Annotated in this window: 12 protein-coding genes, 4 tRNA genes, 1 rRNA gene and 1 pseudogene; 16 read left to right on the top strand and 2 right to left on the bottom strand. The window is 41.3% G+C overall.

The window, feature by feature from the left end:
- The 9 genes and pseudogenes from DW981_RS08795 to DW981_RS08750 form a co-directional block, all read left to right on the top strand.
- A 23S ribosomal RNA gene (locus tag DW981_RS08795) occupies positions 1-108 on the top strand; the annotation flags it as partial.
- 293 nt (positions 109-401) lie between these two features.
- A tRNA-Asn gene (locus DW981_RS08790) sits at positions 402-474 on the top strand.
- A 768-nt stretch (positions 475-1,242) separates the two neighbouring features.
- Positions 1,243-1,314: transfer RNA gene (locus DW981_RS08780), tRNA-Glu, on the top strand.
- Between the two features lie 5 nt (positions 1,315-1,319).
- A tRNA-Cys gene (locus DW981_RS08775) sits at positions 1,320-1,390 on the top strand.
- 72 nt (positions 1,391-1,462) lie between these two features.
- Complete coding sequence (locus tag DW981_RS08770) at positions 1,463-1,912, top strand: ribonuclease III domain-containing protein (protein ID WP_022025407.1); 450 nt, start codon at positions 1,463-1,465, stop codon at positions 1,910-1,912.
- Positions 1,913-2,076: 164 nt separating this feature from the next.
- Positions 2,077-2,828: pseudogene (gene rlmB, locus DW981_RS08765) on the top strand (23S rRNA (guanosine(2251)-2'-O)-methyltransferase RlmB).
- Between the two features lie 175 nt (positions 2,829-3,003).
- Positions 3,004-3,621, top strand: coding sequence for a sigma-70 family RNA polymerase sigma factor (locus DW981_RS08760; protein WP_118507447.1), 618 nt, complete (start codon positions 3,004-3,006; stop codon positions 3,619-3,621).
- 226 nt (positions 3,622-3,847) lie between these two features.
- Positions 3,848-3,920, top strand: a tRNA-Thr gene (locus DW981_RS08755).
- Positions 3,921-4,076: 156 nt separating this feature from the next.
- Complete coding sequence (locus DW981_RS08750) at positions 4,077-4,640, top strand: DJ-1 family glyoxalase III (RefSeq protein WP_022025410.1); 564 nt, start codon at positions 4,077-4,079, stop codon at positions 4,638-4,640.
- Between the two features lie 138 nt (positions 4,641-4,778).
- On the opposite strand, the gene DW981_RS08745 is transcribed toward DW981_RS08750, so the two are convergent.
- Complete coding sequence (locus DW981_RS08745) at positions 4,779-5,075, bottom strand: DUF1292 domain-containing protein (protein WP_022025411.1); 297 nt, start codon at positions 5,073-5,075, stop codon at positions 4,779-4,781.
- Between the two features lie 639 nt (positions 5,076-5,714).
- Here DW981_RS08745 and glmS point away from each other — a divergent pair.
- The gene (gene glmS / locus DW981_RS08740; protein ID WP_118507449.1) at positions 5,715-7,535 is read left to right on the top strand and encodes a glutamine--fructose-6-phosphate transaminase (isomerizing); all 1,821 of its coding nucleotides are present in this window, start codon (positions 5,715-5,717) and stop codon (positions 7,533-7,535) included.
- A gap of 83 nt (positions 7,536-7,618) precedes the next feature.
- Complete coding sequence (locus tag DW981_RS08735; RefSeq protein ID WP_182434201.1) at positions 7,619-8,710, top strand: SGNH/GDSL hydrolase family protein; 1,092 nt, start codon at positions 7,619-7,621, stop codon at positions 8,708-8,710.
- A gap of 231 nt (positions 8,711-8,941) precedes the next feature.
- Here DW981_RS08735 and DW981_RS08730 read toward each other — a convergent pair whose 3' ends face one another.
- Positions 8,942-9,616 (bottom strand): hypothetical protein, encoded by a 675-nt coding sequence (locus tag DW981_RS08730; protein ID WP_118507445.1) that lies wholly within the window; start codon positions 9,614-9,616, stop codon positions 8,942-8,944.
- A gap of 319 nt (positions 9,617-9,935) precedes the next feature.
- Between DW981_RS08730 and DW981_RS16170 the strand changes: the two genes are divergently transcribed.
- From DW981_RS16170 to DW981_RS08700, 5 genes are all read left to right on the top strand, one after another.
- Positions 9,936-10,580, top strand: a complete 645-nt coding sequence (locus tag DW981_RS16170; protein WP_347474547.1) for an ABC-ATPase domain-containing protein — start codon at positions 9,936-9,938, stop codon at positions 10,578-10,580.
- Positions 10,541-11,704, top strand: coding sequence for a P-loop domain-containing protein (locus DW981_RS08720; protein WP_347474546.1), 1,164 nt, complete (start codon positions 10,541-10,543; stop codon positions 11,702-11,704). The genes DW981_RS16170 and DW981_RS08720 overlap by 40 nt, the downstream gene beginning before the upstream one ends.
- 260 nt (positions 11,705-11,964) lie before the next feature.
- Positions 11,965-14,325 (top strand): cellulase family glycosylhydrolase, encoded by a 2,361-nt coding sequence (locus tag DW981_RS08715; protein WP_118507443.1) that lies wholly within the window; start codon positions 11,965-11,967, stop codon positions 14,323-14,325.
- A gap of 1,591 nt (positions 14,326-15,916) precedes the next feature.
- Positions 15,917-18,676 (top strand): leucine-rich repeat protein, encoded by a 2,760-nt coding sequence (locus DW981_RS08705; protein WP_182434200.1) that lies wholly within the window; start codon positions 15,917-15,919, stop codon positions 18,674-18,676.
- 522 nt (positions 18,677-19,198) lie between these two features.
- On the top strand, positions 19,199-21,016 hold the full coding sequence (locus DW981_RS08700; RefSeq protein WP_022025912.1) for a leucine-rich repeat protein: 1,818 nt from the start codon (positions 19,199-19,201) through the stop codon (positions 21,014-21,016).
- Positions 21,017-21,047: the final 31 nt, after the last annotated feature.

The following is a 21,047-nucleotide window of genomic DNA, read 5'->3' as shown; positions in this document are numbered from 1 at the left end:
GAGTTAATCCAGTAAGACCCCTTGAAGACGACGAGGTAGATAGGGCAGAGGTGGAAGTGTGGTAACACATGGAGCTGACTGTCACTAATAGGTCGAGGGCTTGACCAAAGGAGCGAGGATGTATCATGGATCACAAGACGGCGATGAAAGTTTACTTTCAGGAGTCGGATTGGGAACATGATTGCATTTGAGCGGGATAACATGAATATGTGAGCGCAGCGAGCATATGAATGACCGCGAAAAGGCAGTAACATCTGAGCGTAGGAACGAAGGCAATTATAATGCCGGAGTACCAAGAACAAGTTCAATTTTGTGGATGAAAGATACTATATGCAGTTTTGAAGGTACTAAAAAAAGTACCGGAAACATAGTCTAAAGAAAGGACTGTGTTTTTGTTATAATCCTCGATAGCTCAGTCGGTAGAGCACGCGGCTGTTAACCGCGCTGTCGTAGGTTCGAGTCCTACTCGGGGAGCGACAAAGAAGATCCTGTAAACGATTTCGTTTACAGGATTTTTTTTTTTGATCTTTTTGCCATATCGTCATTCAAGATAAGAGGTGTACTCTATGTAATCCCATTTCTGGTAATAGATGATCTTTGGAAGCTTCCTATATAGAATTAAAGTGTCCAATTATGGAAAAAAGTGTCCAATTCTGCCAAATGGGTTTACGAAGAGATTTTTTTATTACATTTAATGTGTTACAGGCACATTTATTAAAGACTTTGTATTATTGCATATTTGATACAAATTGGTTAATTAGGGGACATATGAAAAAAGGAACAAGGGAATAAAAAAGACAAAGGAATTAATTTTAAGAACAGTAGAAAAAAAGCGAAGAAAAAATTGATTATGGATAGTGAGAGTTGACCTACATGCTTAGGCATCCTACATCAGCCAGTAAGACCACAGTCATTGCAACATAAAGATGTTACAATGAAGTAAACATCTTTATGTTGGCACCTTGTAGAGTTACTCTACAAAAATCTCCAGTACTTGAGAACAGACCCTCTGTACCGCAGATCAAAACAACACACGATACGATAATTATAGCATATTAGGTCTGTGTATGCAATGGAAAAACATAATTAATGTAGGAATAATGTAGGAACCTTAATGTAGAAATCGTAGAAATTTGAAATTTCATTTTTGGTTCATTAAAAAAAATAAAAAAAACACTTGCATTCTTGTAAATTATATGATAGTATATTATTCGTTGTCAGACAAAAATTGTCTAGCAAGATGGCTCCATGGTCAAGCGGTTAAGACATCGCCCTTTCACGGCGGTAACACGGGTTCAAATCCCGTTGGAGTCATATATGGCGACTTAGCCAAGTGGTAAGGCATGGGACTGCAACTCCCTGATCATCGGTTCAAATCCGGTAGTCGCCTCTAGTAACCCTCATTTGCACTATGTAAATGGGGGTCGTTTTAGTTTACGCTATATAAAAAAGGAGACTAAGATTGGAGAAGGAATATCAGGATATTTTTAACGAGATTCAGGACACCTTTGGAAAAAGTAAACTGCAGCCAAGCCAGTATTCCGCATTAGCACTTGCATATATTGGGGATGCAGTATATGATTTGATCATTCGGACGATAGTCATTGATCTGGGTGCTGGTCATGTCAAAAATTTTCATAGAATGACTAGTTCTGTTGTAAAAGCAGAGGCCCAAGCTAAGCTCATGAAAATTTTAGAGGACAAGCTTACTGAGGAGGAAGTGGCATATTATCGTCGGGGACGCAACGCCAAGTCAGCAACTTCTGCAAAGAATGCGTCTATTGTGGATTATCGTGTAGCGACCGGGTTTGAAGCGTTGGTTGGTTATTGGTATTTGACGCACCAGATGGAGCGAGCTATGAAATTGTTGCACGATGGTCTGATCGAAGCAGATCAGATGCCTCACAAATAATGAACTCGCATGATCGAAGCAGATCAGATGCCTCACAAATAATGTACTCGCATGATCGAAACAGATCAGATGCTCAACAAATAATGTACTCGCATGATCGAAGTGAATTAAATTGTTTGGTACGGTAGTGTAAATTGTTAAATTATATAGGAAGGAAGACACATATGGCATACGAAGAATTAACAATAGAAGGACGTAATGCAGTAATTGAGGCATTTCGTGCAGGGAAAACCGTTGATAAGATATTTGTTTTAGAAGGCTGCAAGGATGGTCCTATTCAAACAGTTTTGCGTGAAGCGAAAAAGCAGAGTACCATTGTCAATTTCGTCAAGAAAGAACGCTTGGATCAATTATCAGAGACAGGTAAGCATCAAGGAGTTATTGCACATTTGGCGGCTTATGAGTATAGCACAGTAGAAGAAATTATGGATCGTGCGGCACAGAAGGGGGAAGCACCGTTCGTTATTTTATTGGATGGAATAGAAGACCCACACAATTTGGGGTCTATTATTCGTACGGCTAACCAGGCAGGTGCACATGGTGTCATCATTCCTAAGCGACGAGCTGTTGGTTTAACTGCACTGTGGCAAAGGCATCTGCAGGAGCGATTCATTATACTCCGGTGGCAAAGGTAACGAATCTGGTCAAAACCATGGAAGAACTCAAGAAACAGGGGATGTGGTTTGTTTGTGGAGATATGTCAGGAGAGACGATGTATTCGCTTGATCTGACCGGACCGATCGGTGTTGTGATCGGTAACGAAGGCGATGGTGTCAGCAGATTAGTGAAAGAAAACTGCGACTTTACGGCATCCATTCCGATGCAGGGTGATATTGATTCATTAAACGCTTCGGTAGCGATGGGAATTTTATCATATGAAATCGTGCGCCAGCGGATCACAAAGGGCATAAAATAAGCGCGTTATAGCCAGAGGTACATTAATGGCATAAAGTAAGCGCGTTATAGCCAGAGGAACGCTAAGAATATAGAAGTAAGTGTGTTATAGCCAGGGGTATGTTAAGGGTATAAAGTAGGCACATTTGCAGAAGCAAATCGTATTGGGTGAATGTGAGGTAAGTACGGGGTGTAGTATGAGAGAGTATGAACAGCAGACAATAGAGGAAGTGGTTGCCAGTGCAAAACATGGTAATGATGAGGCTATGGAGTATGTATTGGCTAAATATAAAGGACTCGTTAGAGGGCTTTCGCGAACATTGTTTTTATTGGATGGCGATGAGGACGATTTAATACAGGAAGGGATGATTGGCCTGTACAAGGCAGTCGTAAGCTATGATGAATGTAGAGGCGCTGCATTTGAGACATTTGCCAGTCATTGCATTAATCGGCAGATGTATTCTGCAGTCAAAAAGTCCAATCGTAAAAAAAACGGGCCCCTTAATACTTATATTTCAATTGATTCAGCCAGTGATAGCGATAATGAACAGGGACCGGACAGCGTCAAGCTGTTGGATCGCGTGTCGGCAGGTCTGTATCAAAATCCAGAGGACATTATTATTGACAGAGAAGAAGCCGGTGATATAGAGGAACGCTTATTTAGTGTTTTGAGTGGAATGGAACGAGAAGTTCTATCGTTGTTTTTGCGTGGTATGACTTATCAGGAGATTGCCAGATATATGCAAAAGCAACCGAAAGCAATAGACAACGCATTGCAGCGGATCAAGACTAAATTACGGACGATACTAAGGTGATGACGCCTTCTTCTCATCCAAAAGCTGCATGAAATACTGCAATAGAGCTGCTGAAGATAAAAGAGAAGGAAATTAATCTGCTTTGCTCTTTAAGGTGGAAATAAGCTTTTCACTTCAGTGTTCGGGGACACGATAGAAAACGTATAAATGGGGCTTATAAAACAGAGAAAATGAAAAATTTGCTTGCAAATTTAGAGGCGCTATTATATAATATGGATTGTTGAGTGCTGCTATGGCTCAGTCGGTAGAGCGTCGCCTTGGTAAGGCGGAGGTCACGGGTTCAATTCCCGTTAGCAGCTCTGTTGAGGAAGTGAGGATTTCTGTGAAATTCTCACTTTTTTTACAATATAGGAAAATGCTCGTAACCTAGAGGGAAGCCACCAAGAATTGCGTTAGCAATTCTTGCAGAGCAAAACGCTGGTTTTGCTCTTTTTAGGATAGAAAGGACGGGGAATATGGCAAAAGCACTTATTTTTTTAGCAGAAGGATATGAAGAAGTTGAAATGTTGACGGTAGTAGATATGGTTCGCCGTGCAAAGATTGATATTGACATGGTGGCGATCGGGGATCAGAGAGTGGTAAAGAGCTCACATGGAGTATGCATCACCGCCGACAGATTATTAGATGAGGCAGATTTCGCAGAGGCACAGATGCTGATTTTGCCGGGTGGTATTCCGGGAACACCGAATTTACGTGCCTGCGATACACTGTGCCAGCAATTGCAGCAATTTGCAAAAGAAGAAAAATGGGTTGCAGCGGTGTGTGCAGCACCTACTGTGCTTGGTGAGCTGGGGATTTTGAAAGATCATCAGGCAACTTGTTATCCAAGTTTTGCAGATCAGTTGATCTGCGGTCAGTATGTTAAGAAGCCGGTTGTTCGTGATGGCAAGGTTATCACAAGTCGCGGAATGGGAACGTGTATTGAGTTTGCAGCAGAAATCATTACGGCGTTAAAAGATGCGGAAACAGCAGAGCATGTTAAAACTGCTATCATCTACAACGATCAATATGAGGATTAATCCTTATGAAAGAATACTAAGCCGAGGTTGCATTGTGTAATACACAATACAAAGAATGAGAGATAGTCTCGGTAGAAGAACAAAAAAGACTGCCTTAGAAATTACAGAAAATCCTGTGATTTCTAAGGCAGTTTTATGTTATTTCATGCTTTCGCTCCAAGCCCTCGCATCCAGACGTTCCTCGTAGGCATCTGCTGCGGCATCGTACTCTTCTTCATCATTAATATCTTCTAATTCAAAATCATCATTTCCTAAATCTTTGATGCGGAACACATAATATTCTGTAATGTTTTCCACAAAACCCGGAATCAGAGCAGCATAGAGCCGGCCGTCCACCTCGTAGATTTCATCCACGTAAAAGTCTTTATCAATCCCATCCTCATCGGTTAACGTAACCATAGTTTCTTCAAATTCGTATTCTGTATTTTTTGCCATAATTATCTCCGTTTCTGTATAAAATATTGTTTTAGTTCAAGTGACGGCAACAATATATCTGTGTTATTTGCAAAGGTATTTTCAGTATTCATTTGAAATACCCTCTGAACAGGTCATTGCCGAAATAATAGCATATATTATAATGTGAAAGTGCCACAGATGCAAGTTTACCTTGACAAAAAGGCTTTTAGACCTTATATTGTACGAAGAGACTAAATCGTAAAATGTAGAGTTCTGTAACAAAAATACACAAATTTTAAGCGCCAGAGCCTAGTTTTGTGCACAAAAGTATAAATTTGCACGAATCAGGCTGACGAGGAAAGAGATTATCGAAATTTCGGCGGATGTCTCTTCGCACGCTCCAGTGCGTTATGTATTGGCAAATATGCAGGTGACTGCAAAACAAATTCAATACAGTGGAGATTACAGATCCTTCGTTTGCGATGATTGTTCTTAGAAGGCAATCGACGCAGAACCGCATGGGCACAGGATGAAGTCTGCAAATGCACCGGTGATGCTGCAGATAACAGTGAAGAGTGTGGAAATGCACCGATAATGCTGCAGGATATTGTTTGCAGTGCGAGAGGCGTCGCAGTAACAGGTGGAATCTGCCGATTTGGCAGTAGAACGGAGGAAATTATGTGCGGAATTGTTGGTTATAATGGAGCACGTCCGGTGACGGACTTTTTGTTGGATGCTCTCGAATTGTTGGAATATCGTGGTTACGATAGTGCCGGTCTTGCAACGATCAATGCTGAGACAGGACGGACGAAGTTGCGTAAATGTGCTGGTCGCGTTGCTGATCTGCGCAAAGTATGTGAGAATGACAAGAAGCAGGCTACTTGCGGAATTGGTCATACACGCTGGGCAACACATGGTGGTGTCAGTGACGAGAATGCGCACCCACATCGTCAGGGTAATGTGCTTTTAGTTCATAATGGAATTGTTGAAAATTACGAAGAGCTTCGTGATCATTTTATGTTGAGCAAAGATCTGAAGTCAGAGACGGACACAGAAGTGGTTGCCGGTGTTTTGAACCGTTACTACGATGGAGATCCGCATAAAGCAATTGCACAAACGGTAAAGCATTTAAAGGGAACATTTGCATTAGTTATTATTTTTGATGATATACCGGATGTGATCTATGCAATCCGTAACGTCAGTCCGATCGTGGCTGCACGTACCGAGGACGGCACAATGTTAGCATCTGATGTTGCAGCACTTGGCTCTCATGCTACGGAATATATGGTTGTGCCGGAGTATCAGATCGTTGAGCTGCACAAAGACGATATTAAAGTGTTTGACCTGAAGGGCAAAGAGCAGAAGACAGAGTTTTTGGAGATTGATTGGGATACCAGCCGTGATGGTAAAGGTAAATACCCATTTTATATGGAAAAGGAAATTATGGAGCAGCCGGAGGCATTGCAGGCAACATTAGATCATCGTATTGTTGACGGACATATTGACTTGTCCTTTGATGGTGTGCCGGATGATGTTTTGCAGAATTGTGAGCGAATTTGTGTTGTTGCTTGTGGCACAGCTATGCATGCCGGATTGATCGCCAAAGCGATCGTTCAGTCAAAATTACAAATGCTGATGGATGTAGAGTATGCATCTGAGTTTATGTACTCCAATCCGGTCATTGATGAGAAAACACTGGTATTAGCAATTTCACAGTCCGGTGAGACGATCGATACTTTGGAAGCACTGAAGTATGCGCGCAAAAAAGGTGCCAAGAGTGTTGCGGTTATTAATGTTAAGGGTTCCTCTATCGCCAGAGAGAGTGATTATGTCATGTATACGGTAGCCGGTCCGGAAATCGCGGTTGCAAGTACGAAAGCATATACGACACAGGTAGAAACATTAATGCTCTTAATTGGGCGCATGGCAAAGGTAAGAGGTATTTTCGATGATGCAGCGGAGAAAGAGTATGTTGACAATATGCTTCAGATTCCTGCCAAGTTAAAGGAAGTATTGAACAAGAAACACGACATCCATAAAATTGCCAGAAAGCTGTTAGAGGCAAAAGATGCATTTATGCTTGGCCGTGGATTGGATTATTCTATCTTACTGGAGGGAGCTTTAAAATTAAAGGAAATTTCCTATATTCATACAGAGGCATATGCATCTGGTGAATTGAAACATGGTACGATCGCTCTGATCACAGAAGATACACCGGTCGTTGCTGTTGTCACACAGGAAAAGCTAAAAGATAAAGAATTATCTAACATTCGTGAAGTGCAGTCTCGTGGTGCAAGTGTTGTATTGTTTGTACGCGAAAGTATTTCAATGGCAGATGCAGAATATGCAGATGTATTATTATTACCGGATATGGCGGATGAGTTTATGGTATTCCCGGCAGCAGCGGCATTGCAGTTGTTGGCATATTACGTATCGATGGATCGTGGATTGGATGTTGATAAACCAAGAAACTTAGCAAAAGTAGTTACCGTAGAGTGATCCGGTAAAAATGAAATTATGAAAGCAATATTGTATATTGCCGGTCATGAGTAAGAAAAATGTGTATTTATGGAGGCGAAAGAATGAAATTTCAGGCAGATAAGAAGCATGTTAGTGTAACGGGTAGAACTATTTATCGAGAGGGTATTCGTTATCTGGGATATTCTGCGACATCTATTTCTTTCAAATTCGTAGGAACAAAAGCAACCGCAGAGATTGTCAGTGACGCATCAAAGCATACTGAGAAGGAGAGGGCTTGGATTGCTATTTATTATGGACAGGATAGAGATCCTGCTAAGCGTCTGCGCTTAGAGCAGGACAGGCAGACAATCGTGCTGTTTGAAACGCAACAAACTACGGAAAAGCAGATTACTATCGTTAAATATTCTGAAGCAGAATATGCAGCGTGTGGTATTGTTTCTATAGAAATTACCGATGAAGTAAACCCGGGGGAAGAAATACTATTATCGCCGCCGGTACATAAGAAAAGACAGATCGAGTTTTTTGGCGATTCGATCACTTGCGGTTACGGCGTGGAAGGTGATGTGAGTGATGAAATATTTGACACCGCAGATGAAAATCCGACCAAATCGTATTCATTACTTACCGCAGAATTGCTTGATGCGGAACCTAACCTGGTATCGTGGAACGGAAAAGGTGTTATCACAGCATATATAGGGGAAGAAGAGGATGCACAGATTGATGATTCCTGGCTGATGCCAATGTTATATGAATACACGGATGCAGGACTGGAACGAGATTATTTTGCCAATGAGAAGTCAGACTGGGAAACTTGGAATTTTGAGGAATATAAACCGCAGCTTGTTGTCATTTATTTAGGTACGAATGATGCGAGCTATACAAGAGATATTCCAGACAGACAGAAACAGTTTGAAGATGCTTATGTAAAATTGTTGCATCAGGTGCACGAGCATAATCCGAATGCAGCTATTATAACAACGATCGGAGCGATGGATCAAAGATTGAATACGACGATTGATGCTGCGACAGCATGTTTTGCCAAAGTTACGCCAGATTGTACGATTCGTTATGTACAGCTTCCATTGCAGGATGAGGTAGATGGCTTGGGAACTTATTGGCATCCGACGGAAAAGACGAACCGTAAGTGTGCCCGTTTAATTGCAGATGCTGCTAAGGAAATGCTGCAATGGTGATGATCTGAGGAACTTGAATCTAAGGGAAATGTTGAAGTGGTGAGACGAAGAACTTGAATTCAAGAGAAATGCTGCAATTGAGACATGAGAAACTTGAATCCAAGGGAAATGCTGTAATAGAGACATGAGAAACTTGAATCCAAGGGAAATGTTGCAATTGAGACATGAGAAACTTGAATCCAAGGAAAATGTTGTAATAGAAATAACTGAAACAGCTTAAATGGGGTGTCGTTATGCGACACCCCATTTTTCAAACAGTTTACCAACAAATTCAACGATCGGTGCCAGTAAAAGCACCATCAGGACAGTCATAACACCAACTTCACCACCCGTGAGAAATCCAAGTATCGTTGCGATCAGATCAATAGAAAGACGAACCGGCTTGAAACAATTTCGGCCGGTTTTTTGCCGTATTTTTTCGGTGACGGCAAAAGGTACGGCATCATAAGGTGCCATGCCGTGCCCGCTGTGCATATAGCAGGCTGCAGCAACCACAAAAAGCAGAAGCGCCGGGACCAGAATGCCAATGCGGGCTGCAAGTGGAAGATGTGCAGGCACATGGCATACGTTTGTCCAGACCCAGCCGAAGAAATCAGCCGAGTAGCCCACCACAACCATATTTCCGATCGTTCCGGTACCGATCAGCCGCCAATCAAGTAAGATGACCAAGATCAGAAGTACCGTATTAAATAATAGTTGATAATTACCAAAACTAAGTCCCAGTGTCCGGGCTATTCCATAATTCATTGCCGAGCAGGGATCTGTCCCCATTTCCGTCAGAACGAGCAGCGACACGCCGAGTCCCATCATGATCACAGAAATAAGCATTAGCGCAAAGGTTTTCCCCCAATGTTTATCTAGCACCGGCATTTGAAAAGTTGTGGTAATAGTCTCTTTTTCATTCATAGTAATTTTGCATTCCTTTCTCTGCCCACGGGTTTAGAGGTATTTCATACTATGTTATGGGCAAAATGCTTCTGCCGTTTTCATCGGAAAAATATTTCTGACTTTTTCGCAGACAAAATGTTTCTTTCGTTCCCGCAGGTAAATATAGACCTTTTGTCCCATGTATCCTATAATAGGGTTATTAGAACAGCCAACGAAAATCATAACATATTACAGAACCAGCGTCAAAAATCAGCATCATTGTTGGAAGATGCTATGGTGATTGACAGAGTTGGAAACTTTCATGATATGTTTGGATTGTAAATGAAGGAGAATGATCATGCAGAGATTAAAAACAATGTTAAATTCGATAGATCACAAGGGATACCCAGCATATAAAGGCCTTAAGGGCAGTTATGATTTCGGCGATTATCGGCTTGGTATTGACAAAGTGCAGGGTGATCCTTTTGCTTCGCCCTCTCGGATTTCTCTGGTGGTGCCGCAGAGCACACATGCGATCCCAAAAGAGTTTTACGAGCAAAAGCATCGCAGGATCGCAGTGGAAGATCACTTACTCCGTCTGGTTTGCAGGGAAAGCGAACCATTTAATTTTAAGGCAAAAGGATCCGGCAAAAGCGGCTTGATTGCAGTTAGCCGTCCGGGACAGGAAATCGTGGAGCGAAGTGCCTGTCATATCAATGCGAAAAATGGGGAGCTAACCGTTCGTATGTCAGTTGGTTTTCCGGCAAATGGGAGAAGTATCAATGCAAGAGAACTGGGCAAAATATTTTTTCAATTTATACCGGAGATCGTGCATCACGCCTGCTGTTATGCGAATATTGACGCCCAAAAGCTACAGAGAGCTGCAGACCTCGCAGACGATCAGCGCTACATCAGAGAGCAGATGGCGGAAGAAGGTATATTGCTTTTATTGCTAATGGATCAGTGCTGCCGCGCGAGAATGGAGTATCCCAACGTCCAATGAAGAAGGCGGTGCCATTTGCCTCGCCGGAATCCATGGAGGTTACGTGGAACCTTCCACATAAAGGCATGATCAAGGGTATGGGGATCAAAAAAGGTGTGACGCTTATCGTTGGAGGCGGTTATCATGGCAAATCCACACTTTTGCAGACGTTAGAAAGAGCAGTATATCCGCATATTGCCGGAGATGGTCGAGAGTACGTTGCCATGGAACAGAGTGCGGTTAAGATCCGTTCTGAGGACGGTAGGAGCATTTATCATAAAGATATTAGTCCGTTTATTCGCAATCTGCCGACCGGACGGGATACGACGGATTTTAGCAGCGAGGATGCCAGCGGTTCCACATCGCAGGCGGCCAATGTTGTAGAAGCTGTCGAGAATGGAGCAGGTGTATTGTTGATCGATGAAGACACCAGTGCGACTAATTTTATGATTCGAGATGAATTAATGGAAAAGGTTGTGGCAGCAGGAGAAGAGCCGATCATACCGTTTATTAAACGGGTAAAAGGGCTATATGAGCAGAAACAGGTTTCCACCATTTTAGTTGCAGGGAGCTGTGGTGCTTTTTTTCATATTGCAGATACAATATTGCAAATGGAAAGTTATCGACCGAAAGAAATCACACAATTTGCAAAAGAGACAGCGAAAGCATACCCGTTGAATGACACATCGATGGCAGCTGAATATCCGGACAGCGTAGAGCAGAAAATTTTCATTCCAAAGCAGTCGCTTGAAGCTGGCGGTCGTGAGCATAGACGAGCGGTCGGCAAATATAGCGGGGATGCTGCAAGTACAAAGAGTGCCGGGAAATCTGATCGCGGTATGAAGATCAAGGTGATGGGAACAGATGGATTTGCGATCAGCAAGACGAATGTAGATCTTCGTTATCTTGAGCAGATCATTGACAGTGAGCAGATGACGGCAATTGCACGTTCTTTGGTAGTGATCCTGGAGCAGTATGCCGGACAAAAGATTCAGGTATCGCAGGCGGTGTCAGAACTCGTGGACGCACTGGAGCGAGATGGATTGAATGTGCTATCAAATGGCAATGGCAGTGATCTGGCTATGCCAAGACGAGCAGAGATGGCCGGATGCCTCAATCGATACCGTGGAATTATGAAGCGTTGATCAGGATATGTGTTATGATGAAAATGTGATGCATATAAGGCGATGACGTGCAGTGAGCCTATATTGTCCTGCATAAGTCGTTGAAATGCAACAAGATAATATGTCAGATAAATGACAGTTTCGAATACGATATAGAAAAAATCATGTGATTCATCGCAAATAATTCTAGTGAAAAAAAGTATGTCTCATGTTATAATTGCGGAGTAAAATACGTTTTTGCGTAAAATTACAATAAACCATAAAGGAGGAGAATTATTACAATGAAACAACGTTACACAAAAAGAATCGTTGCTTTTGCACTTGCACTTGCGATGGTACTTACAGGAGGAGCATTTTCTACTGTATTTAATACCGCCAGCGCGAGCGCAGCTTCTAAGAAAGCAACCCTGAAACTGAAGAAAAAAGTTTCAATTACAGCAGGCAAGAAAGTCACATTAAAGATCACAAAGAAAAATGTGAAGAAGATTAAGTCCCAGAAGTGGACAACCAGCAAGAAGAGCGTGGCTACCGTATCCAAGAAGGGTAAGGTTACCGCTAAGAAGGCTGGTAAGGCAACTATCAAGGTAAAGGTTAAATACATTGCAAAGGGATCTAAGAAAGTAAAGAAAAAGACTTTGAAATGTACTGTTACGGTTAAGAAGAAAGCAACACCTGCGCCTGCAAATGTTGCTACTAAGAAACCTGCAACGACAACACCTGCAACGACAACACCTGCACCAACCCCTAAGGTTACTCCAACTCCGAATCCGGAGGCAGTAATCTATGGAAGACCATCCGGTAATGATGTTATCAAATATACGATTGATGACAAATCCAATATCGGTGATGAGAAGACGGTAACATTTACAGATGGTTCTACTGTAAAATCCAAAGATAATGGAACGGTTCGTAAGGAACTTTCTTCTCAGGATTTGGCAGACTCTAAGATGGGTATGGGTGTAAACATCGGTAATACGTTGGAAGCAGTCCAGGGAATCTCTGCCAAGAAGAGCATGGCTGCTACTGATTATGCGACAGCAGATCCATCGTGGTTTGTATCTGCGTGGGGCAATGTTGAGATCACGCAGAAGTATTTAGATACATTACATTCTTACGGTATTAATACCGTACGTATTCCGGTAGCTTGGACGAATGGTGATAAAGATGATGGATCATATACGATCAATGCCAAGATGTTAGATGCTGTAGAGAAAGCAGTGATCTATGCTTTGAATAATGGTATGTATGTTATCATTAACGATCATTGGGACAACCAGTGGTGGGGCCAGTTCGGTGCTTGCAAGCGTGATGAGAATAATAAGAAAGTTGCCAACGAAGAAGTTCGTGCACAGGCTTGGGTTCGTTATGAGAAATATTGGACTCAGATCGCAGAGCGTTTTAACAAGTATTCCGATCATCTGATCTTTGAGGGAGCTAATGAGGAAATCGGAGATCGCTTGAACGACAGCATTTACTCTAATGGCTATGCTGTAACAGATGATCAGAAAGATGTTTCAATTGGCGGCAACTTAAAGACAGCTGATAAGTATAAGATGGCACATGAGATCAATCAGAAATTTGTTGACGTTATCCGCGCTACAGGCGGTAACAATGCAAACCGTCATCTGTTGATCCCTGGTTACAATACTGACTTTGAGAAGACAGCAGACGAAAAGTATATAATGCCGACAGATATTGCTGAGAATGGTAAGACAAAGCTTTTCGTATCTGTACATTACTACACTCCATGGGATTTTTGTGGTGATGGTGGTGCCGGTTCATATACGTATGAAGATCGCCAGAAAACAGTAGAGCTTTTTAAGAATCTTAAGAGATTTTCTGATGAAGGATATGCATTTATCATCGGTGAGTGTGGTGTCTGCAGTCCTCAGACAGTCACAGGTAGTGTAACTGCTTGGTTTAATGATACGTTCAAGGAAGCAGCTAAATATCATGCTGTGCCGGTGCTTTGGGAGACTGGTCAGTATTTTGATAGAGCTGCAGCAACTTTGAAATTTAAGGATGTTGCCGTATACTTTAATGAGATTAATGGTGCTAACGGCGACACAAGCATGACTAAGACAACAGGTAAATCTACAGATCTTTCTTTCATTAAGGAAGTTGGTGATAAGAAGTCTGTATGGAACTGGACCGGTGTTTGGTACAAGAACGGTGGTGACTATGCATATGGTGAGAACCGTTACAACGATAAAGCTGATAAGACTAACGGAGAAGATCCGGATGTAGCTAAGAAGATGATCCCATCTAGCACAGTATCTCCTACGATTGCGGGCGATACTACTACGATCACTTTTGATGGTGCCGGATTCCAGTCATTCCTCAACATTGATGTCAGCAAGTACAAGAAGCCGGCTATCGCAGTACAGTTCGCTCCTGAGACATTGGACAAGGCAAACTGGAAAGCAGATGACGAGGATAACGTTGGACATATCCAGTTGGGTGTATCTGACACAGCGACGTTCAAGGATGATGTAGATATTGACTATGCTGCTTTCGCAGATAAGCTCATCGTATTAGATGAAGCAGGATTAAACTTGACAAAGGATAGACATTATCTGTCATTGACATTTAGTGGACGTCCAACGATCACAGGCATCCAGATCTACGAGTTAGGCGAATAATTACCGCTTAATTATTGATTGATGGTAGTACAAACAATGATTCGTAATTGGCAGTAATTGTTTTAAGATAAGTAATCAGAACAAGGACGACCTCCGCGAGGTATCTTATAGATACTCCGCGGAGGTTTTTTATGTTTATGGGGAGGCTTTTTATGTTTATACTGCGTAAATAAAAAGGACCATTGGTGCATTTGTATTTGCAAATGCGGTGTCAAAGCTTATGCTATGGAATAAGAAAATGCTGTTATGCAGTGTGATGTTATCAAGAACTGCTTTAGCAATTCTTACAAAGCAAAGCCCTAGTAACAGTTAATGTAGAGGGGGAGAAACAAGCTGGAATCAGCGAAAGCGCCAAAGCAGTCAACCAAAGAAGCCAATAAGCAAGCCGGAATCAGCGAAAGTCCCAAAGCAGTCAACCAAAGAAGCAAAAAGCAAGCTGAAATCAGCGAAAGCGCCAAAGCAGTCAACCAAAGAAGCACGATAGGCAAGCTAGAATCAGCGAAAACGCCAAAGCAGTCAACCGAAATAGCCCAATAGGCAAGCTGAAATCAGCGAAAGCGCTAAAGCAGTCAACCGAAATAGCCCAATAGGCAAGCTGAAATAGAAAAAGTCCCCAAAGTAGTCAACCAAAGAAGCAAAAAGCAAGCTGAAATCAGCGAAAGCGCTAAAGCAGTCAATATAAAGTAGTCTCAGTTATAGATAATGGTGGATTGAGTTGACAAGTATTCAATATGATACCATTCGGAGACGAAGTTGAAATAAGCTGATCGAAATTCGATAAATTGCATCGCTGTCATACAAAAGGGAAGAAAATAAGTATGGCAACATGGATTTTTCACGATCAAATCATCTTGAACCGCGATTTCAAACATATTCGAGAGTATGGCATGGATGCGATGCTGGTACTTGGATGATAGTCCCAGTGAATTGAGCATTTGTTGAATATGCATTGTGCGAATTTCGCAAAGCGGCATATAACCTAAAAATTTTTTGATATGATTATTGTAGATGCAGCAATAATTTTGGATTGTCGATGGTTTGACAACGCCGTTTTTATAATTCTGTATCCCAAAAGAATACCATTCGTTTAGCGTTAGGGTTCTTTTGTCTAAATTGCTATTTGGGTTATTAGAATTACATTTTTGCTTTGTCATAAAAAGCCTCACTTTCAAGTTTTTGAAAGGTATTATAACAAGATATAAATAAATTTATTCTTTCCGCTTTTTTGCCATAATGGAAATACGAAACAAGTATTTGTGGCAGGAAAGTTCTGGATAATGCCTGCATGGCAGGTCTGTCGTATTGTGTATATTTACGGTAAAAATCATCGACATAGACAGGATTAAGAAATAAATTTGTGTATATTTAACAAAATCGGCAATAGATTTTTTGAAAAACAGGTAAAAATGATTGATTTTTTTACCGTATCGTGTTAGAATATGTTTTGTAAATTTTTATGTATATAAATGAAAGGCTATGGTACGTTTTGATTGAAATATGAGTTTTTGTTTCGTAGTTCTTAAGTTCAAAACTTACGTACAGCATTTCAATTATGTACGATGACTCAATAATAAAAAGAGGAGGAGAAATAATGAGAAAACAGACAAAAAAAGTTTTGTCATGGGTTCTTGCCGGTGCAATGGCGTTAAGTCTTATTCCTAGCGTCGGCCTTGTTTCTGAAAAAGCAGATGCTGCGGTATCTACTGTGGACAAGGTTGTATTTGATAAGGCAGTTGAATCTAAGTTAGTAGGCGGAGATTCTGGAGAAGCTCGTTTGTTAGTATTTAACAACTGGGACAAGTATGATCCTAGTGAACTTGAAGGAATCAGCATGAAAGATGCATCTATTACTTTTAATGTTGAAGGTGTGGCTGATGTGTTGGCGAAGACAGGAGCTAAGTCTATTAAAGCATTCCTTGGATTGAATTCAAGTGATTGGTCAGTGAATACTCTTGGTAACACTGCACCTGCAGATGGAGTAACAGAAATTGAGAAAGATGGAACCTATACAGTAACATATACTGGTTCCTCAACAATTACACTTGGAAACCAGATGGGTGTAATGTTTGCTGACATCGACTCTGCTTTAGAGAAAGATGATGACAAGAATGTAACAGCAGGTTTGAAAGTTTCTGATACAAAGCTTCAGATTAAAGCTCCTGCTTTAATGAAAGATGTTACATCTTTCGATAAAGCGGTAGAATCTAAGTTAATAGGCGGAGATTCCGAAGAAGCTCGTTTGTTAGTGTTTAACAACTGGGGTAAGTATGACCCGAGTGAGCTTGAAGGTATTGATGTAAAGAATGCGTCTATTACTTTCAAGGTTGCAGGTGTTGCAGATGTATTGGCAAAGACAGGCGCTAAGTCTATCAAGGCATTCCTTGGATTGAATTCAAGCGACTGGTCTGTAAATACTCTTGGAAACACAGTTCCTGCAAACGGAGTAACAGAGATTGAGAAAGATGGAACATACACAGTAACATATACTGGTTCTTCAACAGTTAAGTTAGGAAACCAGATGGGTGTAATGTTTGCTGACATCAATTCTGCATTAGAGAAAGACGATGATAAGAATGTAACAGCAGGTTTAACAGTATCTGATGCATCCCTCAAAGTTGAGGTAGCAAAGGAAGTTAAGAGCGTTGCAAAATTCGATGGTGCTACAGAAAGCAAATTCATAGGTGGCGACAGTGGAGAAGCAAGACTTCTTGTGTTCAACAACTGGGGCAAGTTTGATCCAAATAAAATGGAAGGTCAGACACTTAGAGACATCTCTATTTCTTTCAAGGCAGCAGGCGTTGCAGATGTATTAGCAAAGACAGGCGCTAAGTCTATCAAGGCATTCATCGGTGTAAACTCAAGTGACTGGTCTGTAAATACATTAGGTAACACAGTACCATCAGCTGGTGTTGTTGAAATCGAAAAAGACGGAACATATACAGTATCTTATACTGCAGCAGGAGAAATTACTCTTGGAAATCAGTTAGGTGTAATGTTCGCTGACATCGATTCTGCATTAGAGAAAGATGATGACAAGAACGTAACAGCTGGTTTAACAATTTCTGATGTAACTATGAAGACAACAGAATTGAAATTCGCAGATGATACAGAAGGACCAGAAGTAACACCTACTCCAGAGCCAACAGACGCTCCTAAGGCTTATGATGAGGCTCTTTGGGCTACAAAGGGTATCCATGCTTATCTCGCATATCAGATGGATTCATGGGATTATCGTAATGGTTACAAGCCAAATGCTGTTGGAAAACAGGATACTTACGATTACATCAAGGCAAGCGGTAACGCTGCAGAATTCAAGGCTACTGATGTATTACTTACAAGAGATGGTGAGTATACAGTAGCTATTAGCGGTATCGATTTGTCATCAGCTACGAAGTACAACTTGTTGTCTATCGCAACAGACCTTTCTGCTAAGACAGAAGAAAACCCAGATGGTGCATATGCAGATGTTAAGTTATCTGTTACATCTCTGAAGGTTGATGGTGCTGAAGTTGCTAAAGATCTGAGCCTTGTTCAGAAAGCAGATGAGTTGTATTACTACTATCCACTGATCAACAAGTGGAATCCTGATGATAAGGGACCTTTGTTTGAAAAGACAGATGCTGAAGATTTGGCAGTTCCAGAGAACAGCATTGAGATTACATTTAAGGTTACAGGACTTAAGGCTGCATTGAACGACCTTAAGGAAGGTACTTATAAAGATCCTGAGACAGGTGAGAATGTAAAGAACGATACTATCACAAAGGACGATATTGATGCGTCTGAGGGTGCTCTTCCTACACCGAGTGAACAGCCAACTGTTAAACCAAGTGAGAAGCCAAACGTAACACCGGCTCCTACAAACAGCCCGGCACCTACTAAGGCACCTACTAAGGCACCTACTAAGGCACCAAAGGCACCTAAGAAGGGTAATAAGGTTGAGAGCGGCAAGGTTGTTTACAAGGTAACAAAAGCAGCTACAGCTAAGAAAGCTGGTACATTAGCAATCGTTGGTCTTTCTAAGGCAGGCAAGAAGGCATCTAGCCTCTCTGCACCAGCTACAGCTAAGATCAATGGCTACAGCTATAAAGTAACAAGTATTGGCAAGAACGCATTCAAGGGCGCTAATGCTAAGACAATCACTCTTGGCAAGAACATTAAGTCCATTCCTGCAGGAGCATTTGCTAACTGCAAGAAGTTATCTACTTTGAAGGTAAAAGCTAAATTAACAAAGGTTGCTAAGAAAGCATTCAAGGGATGCAAGAAGACAATCAAGGTTAAGGGCGCTTCTAAGAAAGTAACTAAGGCTAATGTTAAGAAGTTAAAGAAGAGCGGTTACAAGAAATTCAAATAATTAAAGAAATTAACACTAAATTTTGATAATTATTGAGTCATTTAAAATATGGTGAAAACCGGAAAACAGTCGTGTCGAAAGACACGGCTGTTTTTTTATTATCGGAAATACTTTATCGAAAATTGCTGTTGTGTGGAGTAATGCAATCAAGAATTGCTTTAGCAATTCTTGCAAAGCAAAGCGCCGGCTTTGCTTTTTGTTCCTTTATCGGAGATTGCTGTTGTGTGGAGTAATGTTATCAAGAATTGCTTTAGCAATTCTTGTAAAGCAAAGCGCTGGCTTTGCTTTTGTTGAGTGGTTTTAGTTCGTAGAAGTCTGTGCAGCAAGAGGATTCTCTATTTTTGTAGGTAAAACAAGCCTTTTTTTCAAAGGAAAAAGGGCTGGAAATTTTAAAGAAAATCTTGTATAATAGTACATGATTTGGGGGACATCAGCATTTAAGTATGATATCCTGACCAGAATGTTCAAGAACATGTCAATGTTTGACCAAAACATTGCAAAATGAAAAGGAGGAAAATATTCATGAGAAAACAGTCAAAGAGTTTACTCTCTATGATTCTCACAGCAGCTATGGTTGTTTCTTTAGGTGCTGGTGTGACTGGTGAGAAGTCTAAAGCTGCAGATGCAACTAAGATCGCACCAGAATTTACTGCATATCTTGTGCAGAATAACAGTAAGATTTTCAATGGAACAGACAGAGTTGTAAAGGACAGCACAGGTGCTGTTAAGCAGGTTGATGCTGCTTACAAACTTGCAGCAGGCGAGACAGAAGAGGTTAATGGTGGATTTGTAGCATCTACAGGAGCCATCTCTACGACAGGCACATATACAGTATCTGCAGTAGCAGAGGATGACGTAGATGATCTTTTGACAGAGGCATCTTATCTTGGAGTTGAGTTTGGTACTTTAGGTGCAAAGGATGTATCCGGCAAGAAGAATTATGTTGTACCTAGCACATATTCTATAAAGCCTAAGACAATCACAATCACTGGCGCTGACGGTAAAGTAAAGCAGACGCTTGATTGGTCTAAGGCAAGCGTTTATAACGATGGTAATAAAGCAACAGGAAAGCTTCGCGCTGGTATTGTTAATAACTACTGCAGCACATCCGCAAGTAAGGCAGATGAGTTCCAGAAAGCAAACCCATTTATGACAAATGCTAATGGTACATGGACAAACGCAGGTGACCCGGTTGAGGTTGTTGCAGGTGATACACTCGCAGTTACATTGGAAGTATCTGCTGAGGCTCCTGTAGTAACACCTACTCCAAAGCCAACTGTTGCTCCTACAAAGGCACCGGCATTGAAGACATATGATGCATACCTTGGATTCCAGACAGATAACTACATCTTCCGTGATCCATGGAACGCCAGCAATGGTCTTAAGAGCAAGGAAATTAAGTATAATTCTCAGGTATCACTTAGCACAGGTGATAAGATGAAAGGATTCAATGCTAAGATTGCTAATGCTACAATGAAAGCAAACGGAACAAACTATACAGTATCTATCTCCGGTGTAAACCTTAAGACAATCAAGGGTGTTGAGAAAGATGCTAAGACAGCTAAGGGCTTCAACATGCTCTATGTTACAACTCAGATTCCTTTGACACAGAAGGGTGTAACTGCTGTTAATGCTACATTAAAGATTGATGGCAAGGTTGTTAAGAGTGGTTTCTCACTTCCTAACAAGCCGGATGCTGATGAGTATTATCAGTTCATGGTAGCTGATGGATATTCAGAAGATGACGGAATCAAGAATGTAGCTTATCCTAAGGGAAAAGATGCAAATTCTGCAATGAGTAGTTTGACAACTCTTCCTACAAGCAGCATGGAGATTACATTCCAGCTCAAAGGTGCTAGCTTCGAAGCAGCTAAGACAATTGGCTACAAGAAGGGTGCTAAGTTCGAGTCTGGCAACTTCAAATATCAGGTAACAAAGGTTGCAACAGCTACAGGCTCTAAGAAGACAAAGGGTGTTGTAACAGTAGTTGGCTTGTCCAAGAAGGGTAAGAAAGCTTCTAAGCTTAGCGTAGGTACTAGTGTATCTAAGACTGTAAGCAAGGTTAAGGCTACTTACAAGATCAACAAGCTTGGCAAGAATGCATTCAAGGGTGCTAAGGCTAAGAAAGTTACTCTTGGTAAGACGATCAAGTCTATCCCGGCAGGTGCATTCAAGAACTGCAAGAAGCTTTCTAAACTTACATTGAAAGCTAAAGTTTCTGTAAAGAAGGGCGCATTCAAGGGCTGCAAGAAGACAATCAAAGTTACTGCTGCATCTAAGAAGGCAAAGAAAGCTCAGCTTAAGAAACTTAAAAAGAGTGGATACAAGAAATTCAAATAATTTTCGATAGAAAATTAGAAGGAATTGAGTC

It is taken from the genome of Clostridium sp. AM49-4BH, from assembly GCF_003478335.1.
Taxonomy (GTDB): Bacteria; Bacillota; Clostridia; order Lachnospirales; family Lachnospiraceae; genus Butyribacter.
This window is presented reverse-complemented; position numbering and strand designations above follow the sequence as displayed.

Excerpts from the sequence above, each read along its gene's own strand:
- glmS (WP_118507449.1), top strand. The coding sequence starts at position 5,715 with ATGTGCGGAATTGTTGGTTATAATGGAGCACGTCCGGTGACGGACTTT.
- DW981_RS08715 (WP_118507443.1), top strand. The coding sequence starts at position 11,965 with ATGAAACAACGTTACACAAAAAGAATCGTTGCTTTTGCACTTGCACTT.
- DW981_RS08750 (WP_022025410.1), top strand. The coding sequence starts at position 4,077 with ATGGCAAAAGCACTTATTTTTTTAGCAGAAGGATATGAAGAAGTTGAA.
- DW981_RS16170 (WP_347474547.1), top strand. The coding sequence starts at position 9,936 with ATGCAGAGATTAAAAACAATGTTAAATTCGATAGATCACAAGGGATAC.
- DW981_RS08745 (WP_022025411.1), bottom strand. The coding sequence starts at position 5,075 with ATGGCAAAAAATACAGAATACGAATTTGAAGAAACTATGGTTACGTTA.
- DW981_RS08730 (WP_118507445.1), bottom strand. The coding sequence starts at position 9,616 with ATGAATGAAAAAGAGACTATTACCACAACTTTTCAAATGCCGGTGCTA.
- DW981_RS08700 (WP_022025912.1), top strand. The coding sequence starts at position 19,199 with ATGAGAAAACAGTCAAAGAGTTTACTCTCTATGATTCTCACAGCAGCT.
- DW981_RS08705 (WP_182434200.1), top strand. The coding sequence starts at position 15,917 with ATGAGAAAACAGACAAAAAAAGTTTTGTCATGGGTTCTTGCCGGTGCA.
- DW981_RS08760 (WP_118507447.1), top strand. The coding sequence starts at position 3,004 with ATGAGAGAGTATGAACAGCAGACAATAGAGGAAGTGGTTGCCAGTGCA.
- DW981_RS08735 (WP_182434201.1), top strand. The coding sequence starts at position 7,619 with ATGAAATTTCAGGCAGATAAGAAGCATGTTAGTGTAACGGGTAGAACT.